Raw genomic sequence first — 15239 nt, 5'->3', positions numbered from 1 at the left:
GGGAACTCCCTTCAGGCTGCCCTGACGACGTCCGCGACGACCCTGGGCAGCTCAAGAGGATCGACGGGGTGGGTGGAGATGGCATCGGCACGTGACCAGCTGGCCAGCCACGCGTCGGCGACGCGAGCAACCAGCAGCACCACCGGTGGGCAGTCTGCCACCTCGTCCTTGAGCTGGTGACACAGTCCCATTCCGCCGCTCGGCACGGCTTCGCCGTCGGCGATCAGCACGTCATAGCCGCCGGAGTCCACCGCATGGACGGCTGCCGCCTGGGTGGCCACGTCCACCGTCTCCACCTCGGGCAGGTCCGCGGCGATCCGGCTGCCCAGTGCCAGCCTCACCTGCTCGCGCACCTGTCGGTCGTCGGAGTACACCAGCACCTTCAGGGTGCGCGTCCCACTCGTCTTCTCGTCACTCATGTCCGGTCCTCACACGGGTCGTTGTGTGCGCCGACGGTGAAATCCGGGAATCCGTCCGGCGGCTCTGGGCGGAGGCGGCCGCGGAGCCGACGTCGCACTCCAAGCCCTCCGGAGGGCATCGTATCGCCACCCGAACCGGCTGCGATCACCCCCACCCGACCGCCCCGAGGGCCCGGCCATATCTCATCGGGAAGTCTGTCAATCACTCAGGGTTGAGGTTTCCTTTCGCCAAGACATGACCAATCGCCCGATTGCCGACATAATGACCTCGTGGCCACTTCATCGCAGACAGCCGAGCGACCGACCGGTGCCATCCATCCGATCGCCCCATCACGACTCAAGGCTCCCGCCGGTCGTCCAGACCTCCTGCCCATGGGGGTCTGGGTGTGGCTCGCCAGTGAGCTGATGTTCTTCGCGGCACTGTTCGCCGCCTACTTCATGATCCGTCAGACCACCAGCGTCCAGGCGGCGGCCGGCTCGCAGAACCTCTGGCAGAGCCAGTCCTCCCACCTGGACATCCCCTACGCGGCGGTCAACACGCTGATCCTGGTGCTCTCCTCGGTCACCTGCCAGATGGGTGTCCACGCCGCAGAGCACGGCCGGGTGCGCCGTTCGGGCGGGTTGGGGGCGATCACCTCCTGGGGGATGCGCGAGTGGTACACCCTCACCTTCGCGATGGGCGCGGTCTTCATCGCCGGGCAGGCTCTGGAGTACGCGAACCTCATCAGCGAGGGCCACACGATCTCCTCGAACGTCTACTTCTCGTTGTTCTTCCTGGCCACCGGTTTCCACGGCCTGCACGTGCTGGGCGGCCTCATCGCCTTCCTGTTCACGCTGGCACGCACCTACCTGGCGCGGACCTTCACTCACGAGCAGGCGGTGATGGCGATGGTGGTGTCCTACTACTGGCACTTCGTCGACGTCATCTGGATCATCCTGTTCTCGGTCATCTACATCGTGCACTGACCGCGCGCCAGACAAGAAAGGTCGATCCAGTGAGATTCCTCTCCACGCGACGACGGCACCCGGCGGCGAAGCCCCTGATGCTGGTGCTGGCTCTTGTGCTGGTGGGCAGCGTCTACGCCCTGGTGAGCCCCGCCGCCTCCAGCAGTGCCGACTCGAATGTGTCCAGCCAGGTGGCTGCCGGCAAGGCGATCTTCGAGACGAACTGCTCCTCGTGCCACGGCATGAACGGCGAGGGCACCTCCCAGGGCCCCAGCCTGGCCGGAGTGGGAGCGGCGTCTGTCGACTTCCAGATGGGCACCGGGCGGATGCCGATGGCCCGCCCCGAGGCCCAGGCCCCCGCCAAGCGCACCACCTTCACCTCCGAGGAGGTCGCCCAGGTCGCCGCCTATGTCGCCACCCTGGCCCCGGGCCCGGCGATCCCCAGTGCCGACCAGTACGCCACCGTCGGCCTGACCGCCGAGCAGGTCGCCCGCGGCGGGGAGCTGTTCCGCACCAACTGCTCTGCCTGCCACAACATCGAGGGACGCGGCGGAGCGCTGCCCAACGGTTCCTACGCACCCTCCCTGATGAAGAGCTCCGGCAAGCACATCTACGAGGCGGTGCGCACCGGACCCCAGCAGATGCCGGTCTTCTCCAAGCAGGTGATGACCGACCAGGACGTCAAGGAGATCATCGCCTACCTCAACACGACCCACTCGCAGCCCTCAGACGGAGGGTTCGCGCTGGGCGGTCTCGGCCCGGTCTCCGAGGGGCTGTGGGGCTGGATCATCGGAATCGGTGGATGTCTGCTGGCCGCCGTGTGGCTGGCGCGGAAGGGAGCTCGGTCTCGATGAGCACCGATCAGATGGAACCGGCGGGAAAGACCCCGGAGCAGGATCCCTCGACGGTCCATCCGCCGATCGCTGATCCGGGCCCCGAGCCCTATGTCGACCGGTACAGCGACACCGACCCGGAGGTCGGCCGCCGGGTCTACCGGCAGGTGGTCGCGATGTACGGCCTGGCCCCGGTGCTGGCCGTCGCCTTCGTGGTGTGCTACTTCGCCATCCCCCGCGACGCCGCGGTGTCCTTCGGCCCGCTGCACACCAGTGCGATGCATCTGGCTCTCGGAGGCACCGCCGGGCTGGCCATCCTGCTGATCGGGCTGGCCTCGATCCACTGGGCCAAGCAGATCATGGAGGACCGCGAGATCTCCGAGGAGCGCCATCCGGTGGCCTCCTCCGACGAGGACCGGCAGGCCATCGCCGCGGCCTGGAAGGCCGGTGCCGAGGACTCCCGGCTCGGCCGGCGCAAGGTGATCGGCCTGGCCCTGGGAAGTGCGCTGGGAGCGCTGGCCCTGCCGGCCGTCGTGAGCTTCGCCGACCTCGGACCCAAGCCGACCGCCTCGATGCGCGCCAAGACCATCGAGCGCACCATCTGGGCCGAGGGTGTCCGGCTGGTCAACGACATCACCTACACCCCGATCAAGGCCTCCGAGATGGAGATCGGCCAGCTCGTCAACGCCGAGCCCGAGAACCTCGCCGAGATGGAGGGGGTCCACCAGCAGATCGAACGTGCCAAGGCCGCCATCATCATCGTGCGGATGGATCCGGACTCGATCAAGATCCCCGACTCCCGGCGCGACTGGCAGGTCGGCGGGATCCTCTCCTACTCGAAGATCTGCACCCACGTGGGCTGCCCGATCTCGCTGTGGGAGCAGCAGACGCACCATCTGCTGTGCCCCTGCCACCAGTCGACCTTCGACCTGGGCGACTCCGGAGTGGTGGTCTTCGGACCGGCCGCCCGCTCCCTGCCGCAGCTGCCGATCACCGTCGACCAGCAGGGCTATCTGGTCGCCCGCAGCGACTTCACCGTCCCGGTGGGTCCGAGCTACTTCGAGCGAGACTCCCGTCACGACTTCAAGAAGGGTGACAACTGATGGCCAGCCCCACCGGCACAGCCGACACCTCACCCGCCGTGGAGACCAAGGTCCCCGACGACGTCCCGCCCAAGAGGTCCGCCACCGGCGTCCTCACCTGGGCCGATGACCGGCTCGGACTGGCGAAGCTCGGCCGCTCCGGACTGCGCAAGGTCTTCCCCGACCACTGGTCATTCCTGCTCGGCGAGATCGCGCTGTACTCCTTCATCGTGCTGCTGCTCACCGGGGTCTTCCTGACCCTGTGGTTCAAGCCCTCGATGGCCGAGATCGACTACCAGGGCTCCTACCAGCTGCTCCGAGGGGTGCCGATGTCGGAGGCCTTCGCCTCCACCCTCGACATCTCCTTCGACGTGCGGGGGGGCCTGCTGGTCCGCCAGATCCACCACTGGGCCGCCATCCTGTTCGTCGCCGCCGCGATGGTGCACATGCTCCGGGTGTTCTTCACCGGAGCCTTCCGCAAGCCGCGCGAGGTCAACTGGCTGATCGGCATCGGACTGTTCATGCTGGCCATGGTCGAGGGATTCGCCGGCTACTCGCTGCCCGACGACCTGCTGTCGGGAACCGGCCTGCGCTTCGTCGACGGCCTCATCCGGTCCATCCCGCTGGTGGGCACCTGGATCGAGTTCTTCCTCTTCAACGGGGAGTTCCCCGGTACCGCCATCGTGCCCCGGCTGTACATGGTGCACATCCTGCTGGTGCCGGCGATCCTGCTGGGACTGGTGGTCGCCCACATCTCGCTGGTCGTCTACCACAAGCACACCCAGTACCCCGGCCCCGGACGCACCGAGAACAATGTCGTGGGCTACCCGATGTTCCCGGTCTACATGGCCAAGGCCGGCGGATTCTTCTTCGTGGTCTTCGGGATCACCACCCTGATGGCCACCTTCATGCAGATCAACCCGGTGTGGAAGTACGGCCCGTACAATCCCTCCCAGGTCACCGCCGGGTCCCAGCCCGACTGGTACATGGGCTGGTTGGAGGGTGCCATCCGCATCATGCCGGACTGGGAGTCGCACATCGGCCACACCACCTGGAGCTGGAACATCTTCATTCCGGGCGTGGGACTGATGGGGCTGCTGATGACCGCCTTGGTCGCCTGGCCCTTCGTGGAGCGGTGGATCACCGCCGACAACTCGTACCACAACATCCTGGACCGGCCGCGCAATGTGCCGACCCGCACCGCACTGGGTGTGGCGGCGATGACCTGCTACGCGATGTTCTGGCTGTCGGGCGGCAATGACATCATCGCCACCCACTTCCACGTGAGCCTCAACGCGGTGACCTATTTCATGAGGGTCGCGGTGTTCGTCGCCCCGGTGATCGCCTACCACATCACCAAGCGCACCTGCATCAGTCTGCAGCGGGCCGACGCCCAGCGTCTGCGCCACGGATCCCCATCCGGGGAGATCGTGCGCTCCCCCGACGGCGGCTACACCGAGTCCCATGAGCCGATCAGCGTCGCCGAGGCCTACTCCCTCACCCAGCACCGGCAGTACCCGGTCCTGGAGGCCACTGTCACCGGTGATGAGGGAATTCCGGTCAAGAACGGCATCTCGAAGCGGCGGGCCCGGCTGTCGCGGTGGTTCCTGGGAGCCAATGTCCCGGTCCCCCGCTCCGACGAGATCCACGTCGAGGAGGAGCCCGAGGTCGGCACTCAGCCCGAGTCCCCGTCCGAGGTCGGAGACGCCCCGAGGAGTGATGAACTCGAGGGATCGACGCACTGAGTCCTGCGGCCCGGGGGTTGTCCCCCGGGCCGCAGTGCGTCCTGGGGTTGCTGGTCCGGGTGGTCCTGTCGCGATGGCTCCCCGGCGGCGGCGAGTGCGCTCAGATAGGCCCGGGCCCAGCCGACCAGATCGGCGCGACAGCCGGCGATCCGGCAGCCACGACCCGAGGCCTTGACCGGGATACCCTCCTGCCGCCATCTCTCGACCGCTCGGGCCGTCAGTCCGATGGGCAGGTCGCCGGAGACGGTGACCACCCGCCACCAGCACACGTCATGGCCGCTGACCGCCATGATCCGACCGACCCGGCGGGCCGAGGTGCCGACCAGCTCGGCGACGTCGGAGTAGCTCACCACTCGTCCGGAGGGCACCAGATCCACGGCGAGCAGCACCCGGTCGATGGTCTCGGCGGTCGGGCTGGGGTTCACCAGGCCATTCTCGCCCAGCCGCGGAGCACCCCCGTCCACCCCGTGACAGAGATAGGCTGCAAGGCACCTGTCATGAGAGGATCAAGTACGTGCGTTTCCTGAATGAGCAGCCGACCTACGACCTCACGTACAACGACGTCTTCATGGCGCCCAACCGGTCCTCGGTCGGATCCCGGATGAATGTGGACCTCACCTCCACCGACGCCCTTCACACCCCCACCCCGATCGTGGTGGCCAACATGACCGCCGTCTCGGGCCGGAGGATGGCCGAGACGGTCGCCCGTCGGGGCGGCATCGCGATCCTCCCCCAGGACATTCCCGCCCCCTTCGTCGCCCGATCCATCAGCCGGGTCAAGGCCGCCGACACCCGCTTCGACACGCCCGTGAAGGTCGATCCGACGACCACCGTCGGGGAGGCCGTCGGACTCCTGCAGAAGCGAGCACACGGGGTGGGGATCGTCCTGGAGGACGACCGACCCGTGGGCCTGGTCTCCCCCAGCGAGGCCGAGGGGGTGGACCGGTTCGCCCAGGTCCACGAGGTGATGTCCACCGACCTCACGGTGGTCAGCCCCGATCTCAGCGCCGACGACGTCTTCAACACGCTCTCCGACCACCACCAGAAGGTGGCGGTCGCGGTCGACGACCAGGGCCGGCTGGTCGGCATCATGACCTCCCGCGGAGCCCTGCGCAGCGAGATCTACCAGCCCGCGGTCGACCCCTCCGGGCACCTGATGGTCGGTACCGCGATCGGCATCAACGGGGACGTCGCCGGGCGCGCCAGGGCCGCCCTGGACGCCGGCTCCGATGTGCTGGTGATGGACACCGCCCACGGTCACCAGGACCAGATGATCAAGGCGATCCGGATCGCCCACCGGGTGCGCGGCGAGTTCGCCGAGGAGACCGGACGGCGGGTCCCGATCGTGGCCGGCAACATCGTCACCCGGCGCGGCACCCTGGACCTGCTGGACGCCGGTGCCGACACCGTCAAGGTGGGCGTCGGGCCCGGCGCGATGTGCACCACCCGGATGCAGACCGGGGTGGGACGTCCCCAGTTCAGCGCCGTCCTGGAGTGCGCCGAGGCCGCCGCCGAGGTCAACGGCTCGATCTGGGCCGACGGCGGGGTCCGCTACCCGCGCGACGTCGCCCTGGCCCTCGCCGGCGGCGCCGGCTCGGTGATGATCGGGTCCTGGTTCGCCGGCACCCACGAGTCGACCGGTGAGATGATCACCGACCACGACGGACGCCGGTACAAGGAGTCCTTCGGAATGGCCTCGGCCCGCGCGGTGCGTCACCGCACCCGTCAGCGCAGCGCCTTCGAGAGGGCCCGTGCGGCACTGTTCGAGGAGGGCATCTCGCACTCCAGGATGTACCTGGACCCGGACCGCCCCGGGGTCGAGGACCTGCTGGACTTCATCACCTCCGGGGTGCGCTCCTCGTGCACCTACGCCGGCGCCGCCAATCTGGCCGAGTTCCACGAGAAGGCCGTCATCGGGGTCCAGTCCCCGTCCGGCTACGAGGAGGGCCGCCCGCTCTCCAGCTCCTGGAGCTGACCGGTCGCCCTCTGCCGGCCTGCGTAGGCTGATGACCATGAACTCTTCCATCAGCACAGCATCCACCAGTGAGGGCCGCACGGTTCTGGTCATCGGCGGGCACGGCAAGGTCGCCCTGCTGCTGGCCGCCGAGATGGCCGACACCGATAACCGGCTGATCTCCGTCATCCGTCACGCCGAGCAGTCCGACGATGTGCGGCGGGCCGGGGCCGAGCCCCTGGTCGCCGACGTCACGACGATGTCGGCCGCCGAGCTGGACCGACTGATCGAGGGGGTCGACGCCGTGGTGTGGTCGGCCGGCAACGGCGGCCGGGCCGGGGCGGAGCAGACCTATGCCATCGACCGGGACGGCTGCCAGGCCGTGGTCGACGCCATCTCACGGTCCTCCTCCCGGCCCCGGTTCATCCTGGTGTCGTGGTCCGGCAGCCCGGACCACGGGGTGGACCCGGCGGTGCCCTTCTTCGCCTACGCGGATGCCAAGGCCCAGGCCGACCGGTACACGATGGCCTCATCGGTCGACTGGACCATCCTCGGCCCGAGCTCGCTGAGTCTGGAGGCTGCCGGCGGCATCACGGTGCTGCCCGACGGGCACTCGGCCCACCCGGACACACCCACCTCCCGGCAGGCGGTGGCCCGGGTCATCGTCGCGGTTCTGGCCCACCCGAAAACCACGAGTCACCGGTTCATCCGGTTCAGCGATGGCTCGACCCCGATCCCCGAGGCCTTCGCCTGAGCCGCCTCACGGGCTCTTCAACGCCACGCAGCACCAGCACGACAGCGCCCCGGGAACCACTGCTGTGGTCCCCGGGGCGCTGTGCTTGCATGCGCACGCTGGCCGCCGGCTGGAGCGGCTCAGTGGGCGTACTCACCGCGGTAGAACTGGAAGGCCCATCCGGAGACGGCCCAGATGCCGACCGCGACGCCGAGCACCGACAGCCACCAGCCGAAGGGCGGGCCGAGGCAGATCAGGGCCACCGTCACCCCGCACCAGAAGGGCCAGATGCTCGTCGGGGGGAAGAAGCCCAGGGTGCCGGCGCCGTCGATGACCTCGGCCTCCTTGTCGTCCTCGGGGCGGGCGTCGATCCGCCGGCCGACCGCCAGGACGTATCCGGCGATCATCACCGACATCAATCCGGCGAGTCCCAGGGCCAGGGCTCCGGCGATCTCGTGGGCGGACAGCCAGTAGATCGGCGTCATCACGAGCAGGAAGATCGCCAGCCCGGTGAATACCCAACGTTCGACCTTCATCGGTGATCCTCTCGCTTGCTGGAGTGGATGAGCTCGCGCGGCTCGTCGGACTCCCCCGCCAGGGATCCTGGCTCCTTCTGAAGTTCAGGATGGGCGGCGTCGAAGGCCGGGGAGGCCGAACGGACCCGGATCATGTGATCGAAGTTGTGTGCCGGCGGCGGGCAGGTGGTGATCCACTCCAGGGTCCGCCCCCAGCCCCAGGGGTCATCGACCTCGACCTTGGGGTGCTTGCGGGAGATCCAGACGTTCCACATGAAGGGCAGCATCGAGATGCCCAGCAGGAAGGCCCCGAAGGTGGACACCTGGTTGAGGGTGGTGAAGCCCTCCCAGGCGCCGTAGTCGGCGATCCGGCGCTGCATGCCCTCCACACCCAGCCAGTGCTGGACCAGGAAGGTGGTGTGGAAGCCGACGAAGAGGGTCCAGAAGTGGATCTTGCCCCAGGTCTCGTCGAGCATCCGCCCGGTGATCTTGGGCCACCAGTAGTAGTAGCCGCCGAACATCGCGAAGACCACCGTGCCGAACAGCACGTAGTGGAAGTGGGCGACGACGAAGTAGGTGTCGGAGACATTGAAGTCCATCGGGGGGCTGGCCAGGATGACGCCTGTCAGGCCGCCGAACAGGAAGGTCACCAGGAAGCCGACGACGAAGAGCATCGGGGTGTCGAAACTGATCGACCCGCCCCACATGGTGCCGATCCAGTTGAAGAACTTCACACCGGTCGGAACCGCGATGAGGAAGGTCATGAAGGAGAAGAAGGGCAGCGAGACCGCACCGGTGACGAACATGTGGTGGGCCCACACCGACATCGACAGGCCGCCGATCGCCAGGGTGGCGAAGACCAGACCGACATAGCCGAAGACCGGCTTGCGGCTGAACACCGGGATGATCTCGGTGACGATCCCGAAGAACGGCAGGGCGAGGATGTAGACCTCAGGGTGGCCGAAGAACCAGAACAGGTGCTGCCACAGGATCGGTCCGCCGTTGGCGGCGTCGAAGACGTGGGAACCCAGCAGCCGGTCGGACTCCATCACCAGCAGGCCGGCCGACAGCACCGGGAAGGTCACCAGCACCATGATCGAGGTGACCAGGATGTTCCAGCAGAAGATGGGCATCCGGAACATCGTCATGCCCGGGGTGCGCATCGTGATGATGGTGGTGACGAAGTTCACCGAGCCGAGGATCGAGGACAGGCCGAGCAGGTAGATCCCCATCATCCACAGGTCGCCGCCGACACCGGGGGTGTTGATGGCGTCCGACAGCGGCGCATAGGCGAACCAGCCGAAGCTGGCGGCACCGCCGGGGGTGAGGAATCCGGAGCAGGCGATCAGCGAGCCGAACAGGTACAGCCAGTAGGCGAACATGTTCAGCCGCGGGAAGGCGACGTCGGGGGCGCCGATCTGAAGGGGCATCACGTAGTTGGCGAAACCGGCGAACAGCGGGGTCGCGAACATCAGCAGCATGATCGTGCCGTGCATCGTGAACAGCTGGTTGAAGGTCTCGTAGTGGACGAACTGCATGCCCGGGTAGGCCAGCTCGGCGCGGATGATGAGGGCCATCACGCCGCCGAAGAGGAAGAAGAAGAAGGACGTGATGAAGTAGAGCCGACCGATCTTCTTGTGGTCGGTGGTCGTCATGTAGTCCCAGATGAGCTTGCCGACCCGGTGCCGGGTGGTGGTCCGCTCACCGGCGGGGGCGATCGCCTCGCGGTTCAGTGGTGCTGCTGCGCTGCTCACTTGCCCTCACTTCCTTCCTGGCTGGGGCTGGAACCGGCGAGGGTGGTCACCGATGCCGGTGCCTTCACCTCTCCGGTCTGGCCTGCCGCCTTGAGCTTCTGAAGGTGAGCGTTGTACTCGGAGACCGGCACGACGTGGACCTTGAAGAGCATGTTCGCGTGGTAGGTGCCGCAGAACTCGGCACACTTGCCGTCGTAGACCCCGACCCTGGTGGGGGTCAGGTCGAACTGGTTGGGATGGCCGGGGATGACGTCCATCTTGAAGTAGAAGGCCGGCACCCAGAAGGAGTGGATGACGTCGGCGGAGTTGAGATGGAACCTCACCGACTCGTTGACCGGCAGGTAGAGGTCCGGAATCTTCTCGATGGTTCCGGCCTCGCGGGTCACCACGGACCCGGCGGCCGGGTTGTCGGCCTCCATGTAGTTGAAGGTCCAGGACCACTTCTGCCCCACCACGTTGATGGTGTGCTGAGGCTTGGTGTCCTTGGCCAGGACCGAGCTCTGGGTGCGCACCGTGTAGAAGAACAGCACCCCGATGATGAGGAAGGGCACCATCGTGTAGAGGACTTCCAGGGGCAGGTGGTAGCGCGACTGCCGGGGAATCTCGGGATCACCGGAGCGGCGGCGGAACCGCACGACCGCGAAGATGATGAGACCCCAGACGAACACTCCGACGATGAGTGCCGCGATCCAGGCACCGGTCCACATCGACTCCATGTGCGCCGCACGATCGGAGGCACCGTCCACCAGACCGAACCTGGCAGCCTGCCCCTGAGTCTGCGAACTGCACGCCGACAGCATCAGCGCTGACAGCCCCGCTCCCACGGCCGCGAGCCGACGGCCCACTCTGGCCCGCCGAGGTTCGACTTGAGCTCTCACGACTCACCCTTCCCGCCACATGCCGTGCCGCAGGCGCGACAGAAGACCGTTGTGTCCGACAGGTCGAACAATAGCGAAAAAGAGTCACCCCGTCCGGCTCGAGAACCGGACGGGGTGATATCAGTCGACGTGTGACGCCGGTGGCCTCACGGGTCGACGCTGTAAGCGGAACACGATCCCCGACAGCCGACCTTCTGGATCAGTGGAAGGAGTCGCCGCAGGCGCAGGTCGAGGTGGCGTTGGGGTTGTCGATGGTGAACCCCTGCTTCTCGATGGTGTCCATGAAGTCGATGGTGGCGCCGGCCAGGTACGGGGCGCTCATCCGGTCGGTGACGACGTCGACGCCGTTCCAGGTCCCCACGACGTCGCCCTCGAGGTGACGCTCGTCGAAGAACAGCTGGTAGCGCAGGCCGGAGCATCCGCCGGGCTGGACGGCCAGCCTCAGGGCGAGGTCGGTGCGACCCTCCTGGTCGAGCAGGGCCTTGACCTTGGCGGCCGCGGCATCGGTGAGGATGATGCCCTCGATGGCGGGGGCCTCGTTGACAGTGTCAGTCATATCGGTACTCCAAGCTGATCAATCGGTGTTGATCCAACGGTGCTGGTCGGACGATGCTGCTCGAACAAATCCGGGTGCGGGACATCGACCCGCACCGCCACCAGTCTAGAAGGTGCCCCCAGAGCCCGCCCAACGCGTCTCGGGCGAACCACTCACCAGTGCCAGGTGCGCGCCACCGGCACGGCGAGGTCGGTGATCGCGGCGGCGCCGGTGCGCCCGACCGGCTCGGTACCGGGTTCCAGGGCCAGGGCGGCCTCCAGTCCGGCGGCCCGCAGTTCCCGCTCGGACACCTCGTTGGTGGCCGTCACGGCGATCACAGGGACCCCCGCGCGCCCGGCCAGACCGGTCACGGTGGAGACCACCTCGCCGGTCAGGCTCATCGCGTCGAGGTGGCGCACCCCGGTGACGATGAGGTCGGCGGTGGCGGCGCTCTGCTCCGCTGCGGCCGCCTCGAGGAGGAATCGGGAACCGGTGGTGACCTCTCCGCCCAGAGCGGAAACTGCCATTCCGACCCCGCCGGACGCCCCGGATCCCGGGGCGGTGCCGGCCTGGGGGGCACCGGTGAGCTCGGCGGCCCAGTCGCACAGCACCTGGTCGAGCCGGAGCATCCGTGCCGGGTCCATCCCCTCGGAGCGGGCCTCGGTGGAGACCAGCCCGCGCAGTCCGGTGAGCTGGCGATCGGCCTCCTCGACCGAGGTGACCAGGGTCATCCCGGACAGCCGTGACGCCATCGGGCCCAGAGCGTCCATCATTCCGTGGCCGCCGTCGCGCCACGGGGCCGAGGCGAGCTCCAGAACCGGGGGCCGGACCGGGTCCCGGTCCCCCAGCGCCGACCGGAGGAACTCCCCCAAAGGTGCCGATGAGGCCGTCCAGCGGTCCTCGCCGACGTCCGGCCACCGTGGGCTGAGCGGCCTGCCGCCGGTGAGACGGTTCAGGCAGTGGGCGAAGCCCTGCCCGGCCGGAGCCACCGGGAGGACGGCCGCCTCGTCCCCCAGTCGGGCCCAGGCCCGGGCCAGGCACGCTCCGACCTGCGCCGAGTCGAGACCGGCCGGTGAGTCCTGGGACTGCCAGGATCCGGTCGCGACGAGAACTCTCACCCGGGGATCAGGCCGTCTCCCGATCCATTGCCTGCGAGCAGCCGGGAGACCTCCTCCACGGTCGCCGTCTCATCGGGGACGATGAGGTCGGAGTCGAGGATCTGGTCGTCGGGAACCTGATGGCCCTGCGTGCGCAGGGTGTTCACGAGGTGGGTGAGGGCCGTGGTGAGCTCCTCCTGGGAGCCGGTGGCGACGGCGTGCTCGACCTGAGAGTCGATCCCGTTGAGCTCATGGAGGACCGAGTCGGGAACATCCCACTGGCCCTCTCCCATGATGCGGATGATCATCTCTGGTCCTTCCCGTCCTCACCCTGCTCCAGCTCCGGACGGGCGGATGAACCGCCCGTCAGCTGGGCCTTCATCGCCGACAGCTCCTGCTCGACCGAGGAGTCGGCCGACAGGGCGTCCAGCTCGCGCGTGATGCCGTCCTTGTGCATGTCGGTGGGGTCGTCGATCGCCCCGGCGGAGATGAGTTCATCGACGGCACCGGCGCGGGCCTGGAGCTCCAGGGTCTTGTCCTCGGCGCGCTGAATGGCCATCCCTACGTCGCCCATCTCCTCGCTGAGGCCGGTGAAGGCCTCATTGATGCGGGTCTGGGCCTCGGCGGCGGAGTAGCTGGCCTTGATGGTCTCCTTCTTGGTGCGGAAGGCGTCGACCCTGGCCTGCAGCCGCTGGGAGCCGCGGATCAGCTTCTCCTCCTCGCCCTGCAGCTGGGCGTGCTGGGCCTGGAGATCGTCGAACTGGGACTGCAGGCCCGCCTTGCGGGTGAGCGCCTCGCGGGCCAGGTCCTCGCGACCCTGCTCCAGCGCACGCTGGGCCGACCGCTGCATCTTGTCGATCTCACTGTTGAGCTGGTTGGCCTGCAGCTCGACGCGTTTGCGGCTCGTGGCGACATCGGCGACGCCGCGGCGCACCTTCTGAAGCATCTCGAGCTGTTTCTGATACGAGTAGTCCAGCGTCTCGCGCGGATCTTCCACCTTGTCCAGGGCCTTGTTGGCCTTGGAGCGGAAGATCATCGAGAATCGCTCGAAAATTCCAGCCATGGGTGGTGTCGGATCCTTCCGTTCGGTTCGGCCGCGACCGCGGCACGGACATCCCGCGACCGCCTACGGTCCCGGTGACGCCCTCAAGACTACGGTCACCGGGTCAAGATGTCCGCCCGAGACGACGTCAATCACCCTGTGGGCCCGAATTCGGGGGACCAGTCCGGGCCCGGGAACCGATCTTGGCAGGATCTTCTAGACTGTCCGAGCCTCCTTCACCAAGGAGTGCCCCCAGGAGCATGGGGGTGGACATATCGGATCAAGGACGCAGCGTGGGACTCTTCCGCCCGTACCAGCAGGGCCAGACCGAGACCGCCAAGGCCTCCGACCGGGACACGGCAGAGCACTCCCCGAGGGCCTCCGAACCCGGCCGGGACGCCGACAACCAGGTCGCCAAGGGCCAGGGTGACAAGGGTCAGGACGCCAACGGTCAGACGGTCGTGACCGGGCGTCGCGGACCGCAGCGCAAGAGCGGTCCGACACCGAGCCGCGCCGAGGCCGAGGCGGCGAGAATGGCGCGTCTGCACCCCAACCTGTCACGACGGGAACTGCGCCGACGCGACCGGGACGCCAGGCGCCAGGCCCGGATCACCGGCCTGGAGAACATGGAGAAGAAGCCGGAGCGGATCCTCATCCGCGACTACATCGACTCCCGCCGGACCTTCAGCGAGTTCATCATGCCGATCTTCCTGGGCGTGATGATCCTGTGGTTCATCATCATCACGATCTTCCCGAGAGCCATCGTGGTGGTGAACCTGATGACCGTGCTGATGCTGGCCGTGATGGTCGGCTGGGCGGTGGATGCCTGGCGACTGTGGCGTCCGATTCGCCGTCAGCTCATCTCCGAGTATCCCGAGACCTCGCGCAAGGGGATGCTGAGCTACATGAACAACCGGTCGATGACGCCGCGCCGGTGGCGCAACCCGGCCCCCCGGGTCGCCCCCGCCTCCCGCAAGAAGGCCTGACAGACGCGCTCCCGGCTAGGCTCGGGTGCCATGAGCTTCGCGTGGATCCTGTCAGTCCCCCGTCCCACCCCCGCCTCGGCCGAGGCGCTGGCCGAGCTGGGTGCCAGCCAGAGCTTCGAGACCGCCGACGAGGCGGACGCCTGGTTCTCCGAGGTCTGGGAGGACCTCTCGGAGGAGGGGGTGGACGCTGCCACCCTCGCCGAGGACGGCAATCCGGTCCGCTCCCCGATGTCCCTGGCCGAGGGCTGAGCGCCTCTGCTTGAGGGTTACCTGCTGAGGGTTGAAGGCCCCCTTCCTGGGGGCTGAGAGTCACTGCTTGGGGGGTGACTGCCTGGGGGCTGGGGGCTCCGGTCGTCGCAACCGCCGAGTGAGCATTCCGGCGCCGAAGACCGTCACCACTGCCCCCAGGACGATGACGGTGGGGCGCGACTGCGCGACCGCCCGGCGTCGCTGCTCGTAGCTCTGGACGGTGTCGGTCCGCAGCGAGGTGTAGCTGGACTTGTGGCAGACGTCCCCCGGGCCCATCTCGACCCCGCGGCAGGTGAGCGTGGGATGGGTCAGCACGACGGTCCCCCAGACCAGGATGACCACCCCGACAGCAACCACTGCGGCGTCCAGGCACACGCGCCACCAGCTGCGACCACCATCGGCGGCGGTTCGCGATGATCGGTTCCGGGTCGATCCTGTCACTGCATGCACATTACGACAGCCCGGGCTAGGC

The 15239-nt window shown here is 67.8% G+C and carries 18 protein-coding genes; 8 read left to right on the top strand and 10 right to left on the bottom strand.

What is annotated here, in order from left to right; all coding sequences use genetic code 11:
* Window positions 1-11 precede the first annotated feature (11 nt).
* Window positions 12-419 carry a DNA-binding transcriptional response regulator gene (locus H590_RS0105635; RefSeq protein ID WP_028702797.1) on the bottom strand — a complete coding sequence of 136 codons (408 nt, stop codon included), beginning with the start codon at window positions 417-419 and terminating at the stop codon, window positions 12-14.
* Window positions 420-689: 270 nt separating this feature from the next.
* Between H590_RS0105635 and ctaE the strand changes: the two genes are divergently transcribed.
* From ctaE to qcrB, 4 genes are read left to right on the top strand one after another with little or no spacing between them, the layout of a single operon-like run.
* Window positions 690-1385 carry an aa3-type cytochrome oxidase subunit III gene (gene ctaE / locus H590_RS0105630; RefSeq protein ID WP_436406245.1) on the top strand — a complete coding sequence of 232 codons (696 nt, stop codon included), beginning with the start codon at window positions 690-692 and terminating at the stop codon, window positions 1383-1385.
* Between the two features lie 29 nt (window positions 1386-1414).
* Window positions 1415-2218: a cytochrome bc1 complex diheme cytochrome c subunit gene (gene qcrC, locus H590_RS0105625; RefSeq protein WP_028702795.1), complete on the top strand. Its 804-nt coding sequence runs from the start codon at window positions 1415-1417 to the stop codon at window positions 2216-2218.
* Window positions 2185-3300 carry a cytochrome bc1 complex Rieske iron-sulfur subunit gene (qcrA, locus tag H590_RS0105620; RefSeq protein ID WP_414973644.1) on the top strand — a complete coding sequence of 372 codons (1116 nt, stop codon included), beginning with the start codon at window positions 2185-2187 and terminating at the stop codon, window positions 3298-3300. Before qcrC ends, qcrA begins: the two co-directional genes overlap by 34 nt.
* Window positions 3300-5024 carry a cytochrome bc1 complex cytochrome b subunit gene (gene qcrB / locus H590_RS15085; RefSeq protein WP_051238209.1) on the top strand — a complete coding sequence of 575 codons (1725 nt, stop codon included), beginning with the start codon at window positions 3300-3302 and terminating at the stop codon, window positions 5022-5024. The genes qcrA and qcrB overlap by 1 nt, the downstream gene beginning before the upstream one ends.
* On the opposite strand, the gene H590_RS17615 is transcribed toward qcrB, so the two are convergent.
* A complete protein-coding gene (locus H590_RS17615) occupies window positions 4955-5449 on the bottom strand; it encodes an MGMT family protein (protein WP_084149299.1) in 495 nt (164 codons plus the stop codon). The two genes, qcrB and H590_RS17615, sit on opposite strands and share 70 nt — an antisense overlap.
* An 89-nt stretch (window positions 5450-5538) precedes the next feature.
* Here H590_RS17615 and H590_RS0105605 point away from each other — a divergent pair, with 89 nt between their 5' ends.
* Window positions 5539-6999, top strand: coding sequence for a GuaB1 family IMP dehydrogenase-related protein (locus H590_RS0105605; RefSeq protein WP_028702793.1), 1461 nt, complete (start codon window positions 5539-5541; stop codon window positions 6997-6999).
* A 37-nt stretch (window positions 7000-7036) separates the two neighbouring features.
* Window positions 7037-7732, top strand: a complete 696-nt coding sequence (locus H590_RS0105600) for an NAD(P)H-binding protein (protein WP_051238208.1) — start codon at window positions 7037-7039, stop codon at window positions 7730-7732.
* A gap of 119 nt (window positions 7733-7851) precedes the next feature.
* Here the strand turns inward: H590_RS0105600 and H590_RS0105595 are convergent, their stop codons facing one another.
* The 7 genes from H590_RS0105595 to H590_RS15075 all read right to left on the bottom strand — a co-directional run bounded on the left by H590_RS0105595 (window position 7852) and on the right by H590_RS15075 (window position 13553).
* The gene (locus H590_RS0105595; RefSeq protein WP_028702791.1) at window positions 7852-8247 is read right to left on the bottom strand and encodes a cytochrome c oxidase subunit 4; all 396 of its coding nucleotides are present in this window, start codon (window positions 8245-8247) and stop codon (window positions 7852-7854) included.
* Window positions 8244-9959: an aa3-type cytochrome oxidase subunit I gene (ctaD, locus tag H590_RS0105590; protein WP_414973645.1), complete on the bottom strand. Its 1716-nt coding sequence runs from the start codon at window positions 9957-9959 to the stop codon at window positions 8244-8246. Before ctaD ends, H590_RS0105595 begins: the two co-directional genes overlap by 4 nt.
* 17 nt (window positions 9960-9976) lie before the next feature.
* On the bottom strand, window positions 9977-10858 hold the full coding sequence (ctaC, locus tag H590_RS0105585) for an aa3-type cytochrome oxidase subunit II (RefSeq protein ID WP_436406251.1): 882 nt from the start codon (window positions 10856-10858) through the stop codon (window positions 9977-9979).
* Between the two features lie 199 nt (window positions 10859-11057).
* Window positions 11058-11414, bottom strand: a complete 357-nt coding sequence (gene erpA / locus H590_RS0105580) for an iron-sulfur cluster insertion protein ErpA (protein WP_028702788.1) — start codon at window positions 11412-11414, stop codon at window positions 11058-11060.
* 152 nt (window positions 11415-11566) lie between these two features.
* Complete coding sequence (locus H590_RS0105575; RefSeq protein ID WP_028702787.1) at window positions 11567-12511, bottom strand: glycerate kinase; 945 nt, start codon at window positions 12509-12511, stop codon at window positions 11567-11569.
* Complete coding sequence (gene pspAA / locus H590_RS0105570) at window positions 12508-12798, bottom strand: PspA-associated protein PspAA (protein ID WP_028702786.1); 291 nt, start codon at window positions 12796-12798, stop codon at window positions 12508-12510. Before pspAA ends, H590_RS0105575 begins: the two co-directional genes overlap by 4 nt.
* Window positions 12795-13553: a PspA/IM30 family protein gene (locus tag H590_RS15075; protein ID WP_036981190.1), complete on the bottom strand. Its 759-nt coding sequence runs from the start codon at window positions 13551-13553 to the stop codon at window positions 12795-12797. Before H590_RS15075 ends, pspAA begins: the two co-directional genes overlap by 4 nt.
* 272 nt (window positions 13554-13825) lie before the next feature.
* Between H590_RS15075 and H590_RS0105560 the strand changes: the two genes are divergently transcribed.
* Together H590_RS0105560 and H590_RS0105555 are read left to right on the top strand one after the other, a co-directional pair.
* Window positions 13826-14518, top strand: coding sequence for a DUF3043 domain-containing protein (locus tag H590_RS0105560; RefSeq protein WP_028702785.1), 693 nt, complete (start codon window positions 13826-13828; stop codon window positions 14516-14518).
* A gap of 30 nt (window positions 14519-14548) precedes the next feature.
* Entirely contained in the window at window positions 14549-14767 is a 219-nt protein-coding gene (locus tag H590_RS0105555; protein ID WP_028702784.1) for a hypothetical protein, read from the top strand.
* A gap of 60 nt (window positions 14768-14827) precedes the next feature.
* Here H590_RS0105555 and H590_RS0105550 read toward each other — a convergent pair whose 3' ends face one another.
* Complete coding sequence (locus H590_RS0105550; protein WP_126412624.1) at window positions 14828-15208, bottom strand: hypothetical protein; 381 nt, start codon at window positions 15206-15208, stop codon at window positions 14828-14830.
* Window positions 15209-15239 lie beyond the last annotated feature (31 nt).

Source organism: Acidipropionibacterium jensenii DSM 20535 (genome assembly GCF_000425285.1).
Lineage (GTDB): Bacteria > Actinomycetota > Actinomycetes > Propionibacteriales > Propionibacteriaceae > Acidipropionibacterium > Acidipropionibacterium jensenii.
This window is presented reverse-complemented; position numbering and strand designations above follow the sequence as displayed.